Source organism: Halobacterium sp. MBLA0001 (assembly GCF_049705385.1).
GTDB lineage: Archaea > Halobacteriota > Halobacteria > Halobacteriales > Halobacteriaceae > Halobacterium > Halobacterium salinarum.
In genome coordinates this window covers 900,226-914,838 of sequence record NZ_JBNAMQ010000007.1, presented here as the reverse complement: position 1 = coordinate 914,838, position 14,613 = coordinate 900,226, and the positions used below count along the sequence as shown (strand labels likewise).

Sequence of the window (14,613 nt, the reverse complement as noted above, 5' to 3'; positions counted from 1 at the left end):
CGAGCCCGCGGGCGGCGCATCGCGTCGCCGTTTAAGTGGTTCTGGCGACAAGGAGTAGATACGAGCGAGGATTCTCGGCGTTCCACACCCGGCAGCCGTGGCTCCGGGCCGAGGATTTATTCCCCGGAAGCACCCAGCAGGGAGTATGCCAGCAGACGCGGGGCAGCGACTCCAGTGGACGGACCCGGACGACGGCGACCGCGCTGTCGACGCACGCGCAGGGTCGGGGTCGCTGTCCCGCGCGGAAGCCCGCCGCGACTCGACGGTGCGCCAGTGGGGTGTTGTCTCCCCGAGCGCGACCGTCATCGGCCGCCCGGAGTCCCCGGACGGCGACCTCTCGGACAGCGTGCGCCGGCTCCACGAGGGCCGCCACCACGCCACCGACGGCACCAGCCAGCGAGCCCACCGCCTGGATCGCCTGCGGACGACCCAGGCGCTGTGCACGGCGATCGGCGTGACGCCCTGGCAACGCGACGTGGCCCTGGGCGTGATGGACACCATCGACCTCACAGCGTTCGGCAGCCAGCGCGCCATCGAGAAGGTGGCGCTGGTGGCCATCCGCCACGTCGTCGACATCGACCGCCGCCAGTACCTCGGGCTGGACGACCTCGACGGGGCGGAGCTCACGCAGGGCCGGATGGCGGAGCTGTTCGACCGCTACAAGCGCCACGACATCACCGACGAGCCCGCGTTCCAGCGGCTCGCGGACCACCACCACCTCGACCAGACGAGTCTCAACCGACTGCGGCGCGTGCTCACCGACCAGCTCACCGACGGGCTGCCGGCGTACGGCCGGACCCCACACCGCGACCCCCACCTGCCGTCGCCGGCCGACGACGACGCGGCGTGACTACGCGTGGTCGGCGATGAACGCCTCGATGGCGTCCCCGCCCTGGAACCCGTCGGCGAGCCGCCCGACCTCGGTGCCGCCCTCGACGAGCACGAGCGTGGGCACGCTTCTGATCGCCCACTCGTCGACGAGCCCGATGTCGTCGCCGGGGTTGACCATCACCACCGGCACGCCGGTGTCGCGGGCGACGTTGCCGACGACGGGTTCGATGGCCTGACACAACGAACACCCGGTGGTGTAGAACAACACGAGAACACGGTCAGCGCCCGCGATCGCGGCGTCGAGGTCGTCGCTGTCGGCGACGCGATCGGGGCGGCGGTGCTGTACAGTCACGACTCCCGGTACGGTGCGGGCACGCAAAAGAACTGGTTCCGGTGGGGGATGCTGCCGGGACGACGGCGTTACTCCTCGTCGTCGTCGTCGTCGCTGTCGTCGGCGGCGTCCTCGATGTCGTCGATGTACGACTGGGACTCGTCGGCCGCGAGCTCGCGGTAGGTCCCGGTGTCGGCGTCCACGATCCCGACACCCACGCCGTCACCGCTGAGGGCGTCCTCGCGGCCCTCGTTGAGGGCGCGCAGCGCGAGGTCGATGCCGTCGTCGACCGAGAGGCCGGCGTCGTATTCGTCTTCGAGGAACTCCTGGATGTCCCCGCGGTTGGAGCCGATGGCGACGGCCTTCCACTCGTTGGACGTGCCGGACGGATCGGTCTCGAAGAGGCGGGGTTCGCCGCCCTCGACGCCAGCGATGAGGAGCGCAACGCCGAACGGGCGCGCGCCGCCGACCTGGGTGTACTGCTGGATGTGGTCGGTGACGCTCTTCGTGAGCGTGCGCACGCCGATGGGCTCGTCGTAGCGCACGCGCTCGACCTGGGACTGCTGGCGTGCGAAGTCCACGAGCTGGCGGGCGTCGGCGACGTGGCCGGCGCTGGCAGCGCCCACGTGGTCGTCGATCTTGTGGAGTTTCTCGACGCTGGAGCCTTCGAGCAGCGGCGAACGGGTCTGCTTGTCGACGACGAGAACGACACCCTCGGGGGTGCGCACGCCGATGCTGGCCGTCCCTCGTTTCACTGCTTCCCGCGCGTATTCCACCTGATAGAGCCGGCCGTCAGGGGAGAAAATGGTGATTCCCCGGTCGTAGGCCTGCTGCTGGTTCTGACCCTGCATGGTTTCCTTGGGTTCGTGTTGTGCCCCGCAACGTAAAGGGCTTTGACTTTCGGTAGTCGATCGCCGGAACAATATCGGATCGACCCGCGGGGCGTCACGCCGGGGTTCTTGTGGCGCGGCGCCGAAGCGCGGCCATGGACGATGGGAAGGCCGGCCGGGGGTTCTTCGACGACCACATCGCGGGCCGGACGGGCGCGGACCGCGACGACGTCCGCCTCGGGCCGACGTACGGTGCCGACTTCGGGGTGGTTGCGATCGCCGACAGCGTGGTGGCGATGGCGACCGATCCCGTCTTCGTGTTGCGGGCGCTGGGGATCGAGCGCGCGGCGTGGTTCGCGTTCCACATCTGCGTGAGTGACGTGGCGCTGTCGGGGCTGTCGCCCGCGCATCTGGCCGTCGATCTGAACCTACCCCCGGACACCGCAACGGAGACGTTCGACGCGATCTGGGAGGTGTTCGACCGCGAAGCGCGCGCGCTGGGCGTGAGCCTGACGACCGGGCACACGGGCACCTACGAGGGGTGTTCGTTCCCGACGGTCGGCGGCGCGACGGCGCTGGCGGTCGGTGCCGCCGAGGACGTGGTGACGCCCACGGGGGCGCAGCCCGGCGATCGCGTGGTGGTCACGAAGGGCCCGGCGGTCGAGACGACGGGCATGCTCGGTGTGCTGTTCGGGGACCGCCTCCCGATCAGCGCGGCCGCCGCGGCGGCGGCCCGCGACCGGTTCGCGGACGCCACGCCGGTGCGTGACGCCGCGACGATGGCGGCGGCGGGCGAGGTCACAGCCATGCACGACGCCACCGAGCGCGGGCTCGCCAACGGCCTCCACGAGCTGGCGGCCGCAAGCGGTGTCGGGCTGTCGGTCGCGCGGGACGCCGTCCCCGTGCTGCCGGGGGTGCGGGCGGTCTGCGAGCAGTTCGGGATGGACGCGTGGGCGGCGTCCAGTGAGGGCACGGTGATCGCCGCCGTCGATCCCGGGAGCGTCGACGCGGTGCTCGGGGCGCTGGGCGACGAGGGCATCCCGGCTGCCGACGTTGGCGTCGTCGAGGCCGGCAGCGGCGTCACCGTGGACGGCGACCCGCTGGCGGAGCCAGCGGCCGACCCGCTGTGGCCGGCCTACCGGACCGCACGCAGCCGGTACGGCGACGACGCGTAGGCGGCGACCACACCGCAAGCCTTCTTGGCTGTGGCTGCGACCATCCACGTGATGCCAACGGAGGCGCTGGGATGGGGATCGTAGACGAGTTCCAGGCGTTGAAAGCCGAGACCGACGCGGACCTGCTGGCGATGCAGGTGGGTGATTTCTACGAGTTCTTCGCGGCGGACGCGCGAACGGTCGCGTCGGTGCTTGACCTGCAGGTGTCGGAGAAGTCCAACCACGGGTCGTCGTATCCGATGGCGGGCGTGCCCGTCGACGACCTGACGCCGTATCTGGCGGCGCTCGTGGAACGGGGCTACCGGGTCGCGGTCGCCGAGCAGTCCGAGACCGACGCGGGCGACATCGAGCGCGAGATCGAGCGCGTAGTGACGCCCGGCACCCTGCTGGCGTCGACGGACGCCGACCCCCGGTATCTGGCGGCGGTCGTGCGCGAGGCCGGCGGCGACTGGGGGCTGGCGTTCGTGGACGTGACGACCGGGCAGTTCCGCGTGACCCGTGGCGCCGACCGCGCGGACGCGGTCACGGAGCTGTACCGGTTCGCGCCCGCGGAGGTGTTGCCCGGGCCGGCGCTGCGCGGCGACGACGACTTCCTGGGCGTGCTCCGGGAGCGCACGGACGCGACGCTGACGCTGCACGACGCCGGCGCGTTCGACGCCGGGCGGGCGACACACCGGGTGCGCGAGCAGTTCGGCGACGGCGTGATCGAGAGCCTGGGCGTGGCCGCCGACGGGCCGGTGGTGCGGGCGGCGGGCGCGGCGGTGGGCTACATCGCGGCCGCCGACGAGGGCGTGCTGGCGTCGGTGTCCCGCATCCAGCCGTTCGGCGGCGGCGACCACGTGGAGCTGGATGCGACGACCCAGCGCAACCTCGAACTGACCGAGACGATGACCGGCGGCAGCGACGGCTCGCTGCTGGCGACCATCGACCACACCGCGTCGGCGGCGGGGGGCCGCCGGCTCGCGGCGTGGGTGACACGCCCCACCCGGGACCGCGCGGAGCTGGACCGCCGGCAGGCCGCGGTGGGCGCGCTGGCGGACGCCGCGCTCGCGCGAGACGCGCTGGGTGACGTGCTGGGTGAGATCTACGATCTCGAACGGCTGGCCAGTCGCGCCGCCAGCGGGCGCGCCGACGCCACCGATCTGCTGCGGGTGCGGGACACGCTGGCGGCGCTGCCGGACGTGGCGGACGCGCTCACGACGACCCCCGAGTTGGCGGAGTCGCCGGCCCGAGACGTGCTGGCGCGGGTCGACCGGGCGGCCGCCGCCGACGTGCGAGCGGAGCTTGCGGACGCACTGGCGGACGATCCACCGAAGACGCTCTCGGAGGGCGGCCTGCTCCAGGCGGGGTACGACGAGGCGCTCGACGAGCTGCTGGCGGCCCACGACGAGCACCGGGCGTGGCTGGACGGGCTTGCCGACCGGGAGAAAGACCGCCTGGGTATCACCCACCTGCAGGTCGACCGGAACAAGACCGACGGCTACTACATCCAGGTGGGGAACAGCGAAACCGACGCCGTGCCAGACGGCGAGGACGGCGCGTACCGTCGGATCAAGCAGTTGAAGAACGCCACCCGGTACACCATGGCGGAGCTCGACAGCCACGAGCGCGAGGTGTTGCGCATCGAGGCCGAGCGCGCGGAGCTCGAACGGGAGTTGTTCGCGGCGCTTCGCGAACGGGTGGGGGAGCGCGCGGCGGTGCTGCAGGACGTGGGGCGGGCGCTCGCGGAGGTGGACGCGCTCGTGAGTTTGGCCGAGCACGCCGCCGCGAACCAGTGGGTGCGCCCCGAGTTGGTGGCCGGCGACGGCCTCGACATCGACGCGGGCCGCCATCCGGTGGTCGAGCAGACGACGTCGTTCGTCCCGAACGACGCACGGTTCGATGCGAGCCGGCGCTTCCAGGTCGTCACCGGGCCGAACATGAGCGGGAAGTCGACGTACATGCGCCAGGTCGCGGTGATCGTGTTGCTCGCGCAGGTCGGGAGCTTCGTGCCGGCGGACGCCGCCCGCATCGGGCTGGTGGACGGGATTTACACGCGGGTGGGCGCGCTCGACGAGCTGGCTGGCGGGCGGTCGACGTTCATGGTCGAGATGGAAGAGCTGTCCCGCATCCTGCACGCCGCCACCAGCGACTCGCTGGTGGTCTTAGACGAGGTGGGGCGGGGAACGGCGACCTACGACGGCATCTCCATCGCGTGGGCGGCGACCGAGTACCTCCACAACGAGGTGCGCGCCACCACCCTGTTCGCCACCCACTACCACGAGCTGACGGCGCTTGCCGACCACCTGGACGCGGTCGTGAACGTCCACGTGGCCGCCGAGGAGCGCGACGGCGCGGTGACGTTCCTGCGGACGGTTCGGGACGGCGCGACCGACCGATCGTACGGCGTGCACGTGGCAGCCCTCGCGGGCGTCCCGGAGCCGGTCGTGGACCGCGCGCGCGGCGTGCTCGATCGGCTCCGGGAGGAGAACGCGGTGGAAGCCAAGGGGTCGGCCGGCGAGTCGGTGCAGGCCGTCTTCGACGTGGACAGCGGCGGGTTCGTCGACGACGCGGGCGACGACGGCGAGGCGGACGACCCCGAGGCGGCGGCCGTCCTGGACGAGCTCCGGACCGTGGAGCTGGCCGAAACGTCGCCGGTCGAGCTGCTCGGGACGGTGCAGGCCTGGCAGGACCGACTGGAGGACTGAGGCACCGCCGCCGGGTTACCCCTGGCCGACCAGCGACTCCTCGTCGGCGAACTCCGCGGCACGCAGCTCGTACTTCTGGACTTTGCCGGTGGCCGTGGTGGGGAGTTCGTCGACGAACTCGACCCGCCGCACCGTCTTGAACGACGCCAGCTCCGCCCGGGTGTACTCGACGAGCGCGGTGGTCGTGACGCCGGGGTTGTTGGGGTCCCCGGAGGCAGGGACGACGAACGCCTTCGGTGTTTCACCCCAGTCGTCGTGGGGGGAGGGCACGACGGCGACCTCGCCGACGGCGTCGTGCTCGAAGAGCGTGTCCTCCAGTTCGATGGAGGAGATGTTCTCGCCGCCGGAGATGATGATGTCCTTTTTGCGGTCCAGGATCGAGACGAAGCCGGTGTCGTCGACCACCGCGAAATCACCCATGTGGAAGTAGCCGTCGACGCGGTCGGTGAACGCCCGCTCGGTGGCGTCGGGCTTGTTCCAGTAGCGGTCCATCACCTGGTTGCCGGAGACGACGATCTCGCCGATGGTCTCGTTGTCGCGGGGGACGTCGTTGCCGTGCTCGTCGACGACGCGCAGTTCGGTGCCCAACAGGCCGATGCCCTGGCGTTTCTGCATCGCGGCGCGGCTGCCGCCCCCGGCGGCGAGCAGTCGGTCGGCGTCGGAGGTGGCGATCAGGGGGCCGGTTTCGGTGGCCCCGTAGACGTGCATGAGCGACCAGTCGAGCGCCGATTCGACGGCGCGGATCGTCGCCTCCGGGGGCGCGCTGCCGGCGGTGGCGACCCGCACGTCGGCGTCGCCAGTGGCCGCGACGTCGTGGGCCTCGTGGTAGTCCAGGAGCATGTTCAGGACGGTCGGGGCGGCACACAGGTACGACACGGCTTCGGCCTGGATGGTGTCGAAGACGCTGGCGGCGTCGACGCCCCGCGTGCAGACGTGGGTGGCACCAGCGCCCGTGATGGCGAAGATGTGCCCCCAGCCGTTGGCGTGGAACATCGGCAGCGTCCAGAGGTAGGTGTCGGTGTCCGTGATGGTGTGGTGGGTGGACAACAACAGCGCGTGCACCACTTCGTTGCGGTGGGTGCGACAGACGCCCTTGGGGTCCCCGGTGGTGCCGGACGTGTAGTTGATGGTGATCACGTCGTCCTCGGCCATATCGGGGCGGTCGTAGTCGTCGGGATCGGCGTCGGCCAGCAGGGCGTCGGCGTCCTGCCAGTCGCCGTCGACGGCGGCGGGGTCGTCGGTGATGAACGTGGTCGTCGGGATCTGGTCGCGGACCGCCTCGACGCGGTCGGCGTACGCGGCGTCGGCGTAGATGGCGTCCGCGCCGGCGTCGGCGAGGATGTACGCGTAGTCGTCGGGCGTGAGCCGGTAGTTCAGTGGCGTGTGGATGGCCCCCAGCTGCATCGCGCCGTAGGCGGCTTCGAGGTGGTAGTGGGTGTTCGGGTCGAGGACGGCGACGCGGTCGCCGCTGTCGATGCCGGCCGCCTGGAGGACCGCCGAAAAGCGGTCGGCGCGGTCGGCGAGCTCGCTGTACGTGTACCGCCGGCCGGTGGTGGCGACGACGGCGGTTTCGTCGCCGTAGTAGGTGCGCGCGCGGTCGATGAAGTCGGTGACGAGGAGGGGTCGATGCATGACACCACCACCATCACAAACGTCCGTGATAGTTGTTTGGGGTGTGGGCACACCCAACGCCGTGCAGATCAGGGCCAGAGCCCACGGGCTTCCTTCGCACGGCCGATGCGTTGCAGCGCGACAACGTAGGCAGCGTCCCGCCAGCTCAGGTCTCCGTCGTCCACCTCGCTGCGCACGGCGTTCCATGCGGACAGCATCTCGGATTCGAGTTCGTCGCGAACACGCTCCGGCGACCACGTCCGGCGGTTGATGTCCTGGAGCCACTCGAAGTACGACACCGTAACCCCGCCGGCGTTCGCGAGGATGTCCGGGATCACGGGCACGGCGCGCTCCTCGAGGATTCGGTCGGCGGCCGATGTCGTCGGGCCGTTGGCCCCCTCAACGACGATGTCGGCCTGAATGCGGTCGGCGTTGGCAGCGGTGATTACGTTTCCGACAGCAGCCGGGATCACCACATCGACGTCTAGTTCGAGGAGCTCCTCGTTGGTGAGTGTGTTCGGCGCGTCGTGTCGCATCACCGCCGCCGGCTGGTTCCCGTGCGACGGAATCGCGTGTGTATCGAGGCCATCAGTGTCGAGGACGCCACCGTTGACATCGCTGACGGCGACGACGCGTGCCCCCCAGTCATCGAGCAGCAGTGCAGCGTTCGCTCCGACGCTCCCGTATCCCTGGACGGCGACGGTCGCGTCGTCGATGGGGATGTCGTAGTAGTTGATCGCTTCCCTGGTGGCGATGGCGACGCTCCGGCCGGGTGCCTCCGCGCGGCCGTGGCTCCCACCGGCAACTGGCGGCTTCCCGGTGACGACGCCCGGGACAGTCTCGCCCTGTTGCATGCTGTAGGCGTCCATGAACCAGGCCATCGTCTGTGCGTCGGTTCCCATGTCCGGCGCGGGGATGTCCTGGCTGGGACCGACCTCGTCGCGGAGCTCCGCCGCGAACCGCCGTGTCAGTCGCTCGTGTTCGTCGGCGCTGAGGGTCTTCGGATCGACAACGACGCCGCCTTTCGCGCCGCCGAACGGCAGGTCCATGACGGCACACTTCCAAGTCATCCACATCGAGAGGCCGACGCATTCCTCGGCGCTCACACCGGGGTGGTAGCGGAGCCCACCTTTGTATGGACCGCGTACGTCGTCGTGTTGGGCACGGTACCCGTCGTATACCGTGACGGTGCCGTCGTCGCGCTCGACCGGCACCGATACCTGGACCACGCGCGTAGGGTGGGTGAGTCGCTCGATCACGCCGTCAGCGATGTCGACGTGCTCGGCAGCCGCCTGCAGCTGGCGGCGTGCGGTCTCCAGGGCGGTCTCGGGCTCGCTGTCGGTGGAGGGCGCGGACTCCGGCGGTGGTGTCTGGGCCATCGGTCACTCCAGTGGTGTTGCCCGGTTGCGCATGGTTGTCCCGCAGTCCGGACACGCCCCCGGATGGGTGTCCGAGGTGGTGGTTTCTCCACAGATGTGACACTCGTAAGCGGCCTGTGCGTTCGGATCGGTGGGTGCGTCTCGTCCCACCGCATCTCCGTAGTGGCCGTCCACCAATAGCTATGCTAGCTGAATAGTCACCCGTCCTGCGCCGAGTCATGGTGGACTATTCAACCCAACTGCAGCCGGGGTCGTCGAACACCGCGTCGAAGACTTTCGATTCGATGCGGTTGACGTGGTCGTAGAACGCGGTGTTCGAGATCCCCAGCGTCTCCGCGACGACCGCCCCACTGACGGCGTGTGAGGGATCGAAGAAGCCGCTGTGGTAGGCGACCTGTGCGACCTCCACCTGCCGCTCGGTCAGCGACGGACCCTGCGCGTCGTCGGCGCTCGATTGCTGGCGGCGGCGGGCCGTAACGTCCACCGACGCGAACGCGTCCGCGAGCAGGCTGTCGGCAGCGCGTGCCGTTGCGGCGTCGGGCGCGGCTGCCACGAGGGTCCCCGACTCGGGAGTGGCCGTTAGTTGGCGTCGGGTTACCCCCTGGGCGGCGAGCGCGCGCGATCGCAACCCCGTCCGGAGGGAGAGGCTCACCACGCCACTATCGCCGGTAGCTTGGACGACATCACCGCTGATCACGTCCACAAGAGCCGTTGCCCCGGCGACCACGGCGTCCGGATCCGCACCGTCAACGCTGACCACCACGCGGGTGTCTCCCGTGCTCCCGGCCACCTCGCTTTCAACGGTGAGCTGGCAGTCGAAGTCGGCGGCCAGTCGGCCGAGCAGCCAGGATTGGTCGCGGACTGCGTACGTCACCACCACGGTGGTATCGCCGTCAAGCGCGGCCTTGCGCTGTGCGGAGCTGATCGCCGCCCCGACGGTTTGTCCGAGTTCCGCGAACACCGCTCGCACCGTCTCGCTGAACGCGTTCGGGGCCGTGTCATAGACCGTGACAGTGCCGAACAGTACGTCGTCTGAAACTAAGGGCACGGACAACACCGAGTTGAACCCGTGAGCGAGCGCGGCTGCCGGCCAGTCGGCGTCCCGGCGGCGGTCGGCAACATTCGGCACTAGCGTCACTGAGCGGTCGGCGGCCGTTCGAACGGCTGGCTCGGAGACGCCTGACGCGGTCGGTGACAACGCCGCTTCGTCGAGGTAGCTGGATGCATCGCCCGCCCACGCCCGTGGCGTGACGTGGTCGTTGTGCGCGGTTGCGTCACCAACCCACGCGAAGGCAAAGCGGTCGCCGGCAGTGAGCCGCTCGCAGACCGCGGTTTCGATGTCCGCTCGGGAGTCAGCGTCCACGAGCGCGCCGTCAACCTCTCGGATGATCTCGTTCACCTGGTTGATCTCGGAGAGGCGGCGGTTCTGTGCCTGCAAGCGCTGGTCGCGCTCCCGGAGCTCGGCCTCCCGGTCGAGGCGGTCCAGTGCTGCCTCAAGCGTGGCCGCCAGGAGGCGCGCGATCTCGATCCCGACAGCACCCAACGCGTCGTCGGAACGCCCACGATCCGTCCCCGCGAGCACCACGCCGTGGTCGCCGATCGGGAGGGCCGTCCACTCGGCCAACCCGGCAGCCACCCCCGCATCCCACTCCCCCTCGGCACCGGAGTCGACCACGCGGTCCGCGACGAACGCCGTGCCGACAGGAGAACGGTCGTCGAGTCGCAACTCGCCGGCGTCTTCGACAGCAGCCGCCAGGTTGTCGGCGGCCGCAACCGGGTACAGTCGGTTTTCGTGGCGATCGAACCGGTAGACCGCGATGCCACCGGCGGGTAGCGCCGCCGTCCCGTCGTCGACGACCCGAGTCGCCGCCTCGGTGGCGGTCCCGGCATACAGCAGATCGCGGCTCGTCTCCTGGAGTTGCGCGAGTGCGTCCTCCCGTTGTTTCCGTGTCGTCACATCCCGGCAGCTGTACAGTCGCGTCCCACCCTGAATGGAGACTTCACGGACGTTCACGAGTAGCGTGTGTTGGTCGCCGTTCGCGTCCGTTGCCGTACACTCGACGTTCGTCACGACGCCGTTCCGGGACAGCGAGTCACCGCCCACGGGATCGCACCCGAGGAGCTCGTCGATGGTTCCGAACGCACGGATTTCCTCGGCCGTGTAGCCGAAAATGTAGTGCGCGTTCGGGCAGACGTACGTGAACGTTCCGTCGTCATCAGTCACGAGGACGGTGTCGGTCATGTTGTTCAACGTGACGCGGTGGAGTTCCTCGGACGCCCGCAGTTCTTCGGCGAGCTGCTCGCGTTCCCGGCGTACGTCGCCCTGAACGACAAGCCGGTCGTCGTTTGGGACCGGCTGCACGCGGAACGCCCACTGAACGGACGGCTCGGCGTCGCGGCCGCTGGCAGCGGGCGTGCGTTGCGTCTCGAAGGCGGCGTCAAAGCTCGCGTACTCGTCGTTAGCGGCGGCACGAACGGCACGCTGGACCTCGTGGCGGGTGGCAGTGGGGTTCGCCCATGGCAGCCCCCAGAGTCGGCGTCCCTGGAGTGCTGCGGCGGGGGTGGTGGCCGCGTCCGCCGCAGCGTCGTTCGCCGAAAGCACCACGCCGTCGGCGTCCACCACGGCGACAAAGCGATCCGGATCGTTGAAGACCGGCGCGGAAACCGGCTGGTGGTCGTCGGACACCATCACTGTGGGCCAGCAGCCACGGGCCGAAAAGTCTAGCTGCCGACGCGGCATTGATACGGCAGCCGCGCGTGCGGCCGGATATGAGGATCGAGCGCGCGAACCGGCCGGGGGAGCGTCGATGACTGACCGCATCCGAGCGCTCGACGACGCGACGGTCGCGCGGATCGCGGCCGGCGAGGTGGTCGAGCGGCCGGCCAGCGTCGTCAAGGAGTTGGTGGAGAACAGCCTCGACGCGGGCGCAGCGAGCGTGGACGTGAGCGTCGACGCCGGCGGCACCGACCGGATCGTGGTGGCCGACGACGGCCGCGGGATGACCGGCGACGACCTCCGGATGGCGGTCCGCCAGCACACGACGAGCAAACTCGACGACGCCAGCGGGCTGGACGGCGTGGGGACGCTGGGGTTCCGGGGGGAGGCGTTGTACACCATCGGCTCGGTGGCGGAGCTGACCGTGACGACGCGACCCCGGAACGCCGGCGATACGGGCGCGCGCATCACCGTCGACCACGGCGACGCGGGAAGCGTGGCGCCGGCCGGCCACCCCGCAGGCACGACCGTCGAGGTGACCGACCTGTTCGGGGAGACCCCCGCTCGTCGGAAATACCTCAAGCGCGCCGCGACCGAGTTCGGGCACGTGAACCGCGCGGTCACCCGGTACGCGCTGGCGAACCCGGACGTGGCGGTGTCGCTGACCCACGACGGCCGGGAGGTGTTTGCGACCACGGGCACCGGTGACGTGCAGGACGCCGCGCTCGCCGTCTACGGCCGGGAGGTCGCGCAGTCGCTGCGCACCGTGGACGCCGATCCAGCGGCGGACAGCGTCGAGCGCGTCCACGGCTACGTCTCGGACCCCGAGGTCACGCGCTCGACCCGGGAGTACCTCGCGACGTTCGTGAACGGGCGCGCGGTCACGGACGCCGTGCTCCGGGAGGCAGTCCTCGACGGCTACGGCGACCAGCTCGCGCCCGACCGTTACCCGTTTGCGGTGCTGTTCGTGGACTGCGAGGGCGTCGACGCGAACGTCCACCCCCGGAAGCTGGAAGTCCGCTTCGAGGACGAGGCCGGCGTGAAAGCCGCCGTCGAGGCGGGGGTTCGGGACGCCCTGTTGGACGCGGGACTCGTGCGGGCGGGCGCGCCCCGGGGCGCGTCGAAGCCCGGCGACGCCGAGATTTCGCCCGAACACTCGCCGACCGACAGAGACGCTGGGGCCGCCGGGGGTGGGGACGCTGCGGGTCAGAGCGACGGAAACGGGCAGAGGACAGCGGCGTCCGGTGCGACCAGCGAGTCGCCGGCGTCCGCGTTCGAGACCGGCGGCGGCGACGAGGCGGCCGACAGCGCCGCGTCGACGGACGGCACACGCGAGCGACCGGGTTCCGGCACCGAGTCCCGGACGGGGCGCTTCGACGCGCCCGCCGAGAACGCGCGGCTGCCGACCGGAGCAGGCGGGCCGGAGGCGGACGACCAGGACACGACCTCGGAGCGCGACAGCCTCCCGGACCTGCGCGTGCTCGGGCAGCTCCACGACACGTACGTCGTCGCCGAGGCCGGCGACGGCCTCGTCCTCGTCGACCAGCACGCGGCCGACGAGCGCGTGCACTACGAGCGCCTGCAGGCCCGCGTTGACGGCGCGTCGCAGGCGCTCGTCGCGCCGGCCGAGCTGGAGCTGACGGCCGGCGAGGCAGCCGTCTTCGAGGCGGCGCTCGGCGGCCTCCGCGAACTTGGCTTCGACGCCGAGCTCGCCGGGCGGACGGCGCGCGTGACCGCGGTGCCGGCGGTCCTCGCGGACGCGCTCGACGCCGAGCTCGCGCGGGACGTGCTCTCGTCGTTCCTCGCGGACGCCGACGGGACGCCGGTCGCGGACGCCGCCGACGCCGTGCTGGCTGATCTGGCGTGCTCGCCCGCGATCAAGGGCAACACGTCACTGGCCGAGGGGTCGGTCGTGGCGTTGCTGGACGCGCTGGACGCCTGCGAGAACCCCTACGCGTGCCCGCACGGCCGGCCGACGATCGTCGAGGTCGACGGCGACGAGCTCGCCGCGCGCTTCGAGCGCGACTACCCCGGGCACGCCGGCCGGCGGCGCGAGGACGCCGGGAACTAAGCCCCGGCGCGCGTACGCCGCGTATGGACGTGGTGACGTTCGGGGAGACGATGCTGCGGCTGTCGCCGCCGGGCCACGAGCGCGTCGAGGCGGCCGACCGGATGGACGTGCGCGTGGCGGGCGCGGAGAGCAACGTCGCCGTGACCGCCGGCCGCCTCGGGGCAGAGACGGCGTGGCTGTCGAAGCTCCCGGCGTCGCCGCTCGGGCGGAAGGTCGCGGCGACGCTGCGCGCGCAGGGCACCACGCCGGAGGTCACGTGGACCGACCGCGACGACCTCCGCCAGGGGCTGTACTTCCTCGAACAGGGCGGGGAGCCACGCGGGACGACCGTACACTACGACCGCCAGGACGCCGCCGTGACGACGGCGACCGCCGACGAACTGGCACCCGCGTTCGTCGAGCGCGCCGGCTACCTCCACACGTCGGGCATCACGCCCGCGCTCTCCGAAACACTCGCGGCGACGACCGCGGACCTGCTCGAACTCGCCCAGGAGACGGGGACGACGGCAACCCTCGACGTGAACTACCGGCGTGGGCTCTGGAGCCACGAGGAAGCCCGCGACACACTGGAGGCGCTGTTCCCGGACGTGGACGTGCTGTTCGTCGCCGAGCGCGACGCCCGCGGCGTGCTGGACAGAACGGGGGACGCCGACGCCATCGCCAGGGGGCTGGCCGACGAGTTCGCGTTCGGCACTGTCGTCCTCACGCGCGGCGAGGCCGGCGCACTGGCGGTGCGCAACGCCACCACGGTCACGCAGCCCGTCTTCGAGACGGAGACCCACGACCCGATCGGCACCGGGGACGCCTTCGTCGGCGGCTACCTCGCCGCGCGCGTCGACGGCGGGGACGTCGAGGACGCGCTGGCGTGGGGGGCTGCGACGGCCGCGCTGAAGCGCACGATCCCCGGCGACGTGGCGCTCGTCACGCGCGCGGACGTCGAATCGGTGCTGGCCGACGAGCACAGCGGAATCGACCGGTAGCG

At 70.9% G+C, this 14,613-nt stretch carries 11 protein-coding genes; 5 read left to right on the top strand and 6 right to left on the bottom strand.

Annotation, left to right across the window (positions count from 1 at the left end):
• Positions 1 to 145: 145 nt before the first annotated feature.
• Positions 146 to 850, top strand: coding sequence for a hypothetical protein (locus ACOZ32_RS05890; RefSeq protein WP_010902080.1), 705 nt, complete (start codon positions 146 to 148; stop codon positions 848 to 850).
• Here ACOZ32_RS05890 and ACOZ32_RS05885 read toward each other — a convergent pair whose 3' ends face one another.
• Both ACOZ32_RS05885 and psmA read right to left on the bottom strand, forming a co-directional pair.
• Positions 851 to 1,183: a thioredoxin family protein gene (locus tag ACOZ32_RS05885; protein WP_012289111.1), complete on the bottom strand. Its 333-nt coding sequence runs from the start codon at positions 1,181 to 1,183 to the stop codon at positions 851 to 853.
• Positions 1,184 to 1,251: 68 nt separating this feature from the next.
• Positions 1,252 to 2,013, bottom strand: coding sequence for an archaeal proteasome endopeptidase complex subunit alpha (gene psmA, locus ACOZ32_RS05880; protein WP_010902078.1), 762 nt, complete (start codon positions 2,011 to 2,013; stop codon positions 1,252 to 1,254).
• A 134-nt stretch (positions 2,014 to 2,147) separates the two neighbouring features.
• Between psmA and ACOZ32_RS05875 the strand changes: the two genes are divergently transcribed.
• Positions 2,148 to 3,167, top strand: a complete 1,020-nt coding sequence (locus ACOZ32_RS05875; protein ID WP_010902077.1) for an AIR synthase family protein — start codon at positions 2,148 to 2,150, stop codon at positions 3,165 to 3,167.
• A gap of 71 nt (positions 3,168 to 3,238) precedes the next feature.
• Complete coding sequence (mutS, locus tag ACOZ32_RS05870) at positions 3,239 to 5,854, top strand: DNA mismatch repair protein MutS (protein WP_010902076.1); 2,616 nt, start codon at positions 3,239 to 3,241, stop codon at positions 5,852 to 5,854.
• A 15-nt stretch (positions 5,855 to 5,869) separates the two neighbouring features.
• On the opposite strand, the gene ACOZ32_RS05865 is transcribed toward mutS, so the two are convergent.
• The 4 genes from ACOZ32_RS05865 to ACOZ32_RS05850 form a co-directional block, all read right to left on the bottom strand.
• Positions 5,870 to 7,486, bottom strand: coding sequence for an AMP-binding protein (locus tag ACOZ32_RS05865; protein WP_012289110.1), 1,617 nt, complete (start codon positions 7,484 to 7,486; stop codon positions 5,870 to 5,872).
• 68 nt (positions 7,487 to 7,554) lie between these two features.
• Positions 7,555 to 8,844 (bottom strand): glutamate dehydrogenase GdhB, encoded by a 1,290-nt coding sequence (gene gdhB / locus ACOZ32_RS05860; protein ID WP_010902074.1) that lies wholly within the window; start codon positions 8,842 to 8,844, stop codon positions 7,555 to 7,557.
• Positions 8,845 to 8,847: 3 nt separating this feature from the next.
• On the bottom strand, positions 8,848 to 8,994 hold the full coding sequence (locus tag ACOZ32_RS05855) for a rubrerythrin-like domain-containing protein (protein WP_012289109.1): 147 nt from the start codon (positions 8,992 to 8,994) through the stop codon (positions 8,848 to 8,850).
• A 76-nt stretch (positions 8,995 to 9,070) separates the two neighbouring features.
• Positions 9,071 to 11,533, bottom strand: a complete 2,463-nt coding sequence (locus tag ACOZ32_RS05850; protein WP_012289108.1) for a bacterio-opsin activator domain-containing protein — start codon at positions 11,531 to 11,533, stop codon at positions 9,071 to 9,073.
• A 118-nt stretch (positions 11,534 to 11,651) separates the two neighbouring features.
• Here ACOZ32_RS05850 and mutL point away from each other — a divergent pair, with 118 nt between their 5' ends.
• Together mutL and kdgK1 are read left to right on the top strand one after the other, a co-directional pair.
• Positions 11,652 to 13,631, top strand: coding sequence for a DNA mismatch repair endonuclease MutL (gene mutL, locus ACOZ32_RS05845; protein ID WP_010902072.1), 1,980 nt, complete (start codon positions 11,652 to 11,654; stop codon positions 13,629 to 13,631).
• 23 nt (positions 13,632 to 13,654) lie between these two features.
• The gene (gene kdgK1 / locus ACOZ32_RS05840) at positions 13,655 to 14,611 is read left to right on the top strand and encodes a bifunctional 2-dehydro-3-deoxygluconokinase/2-dehydro-3-deoxygalactonokinase (RefSeq protein ID WP_010902071.1); all 957 of its coding nucleotides are present in this window, start codon (positions 13,655 to 13,657) and stop codon (positions 14,609 to 14,611) included.
• Positions 14,612 to 14,613 lie beyond the last annotated feature (2 nt).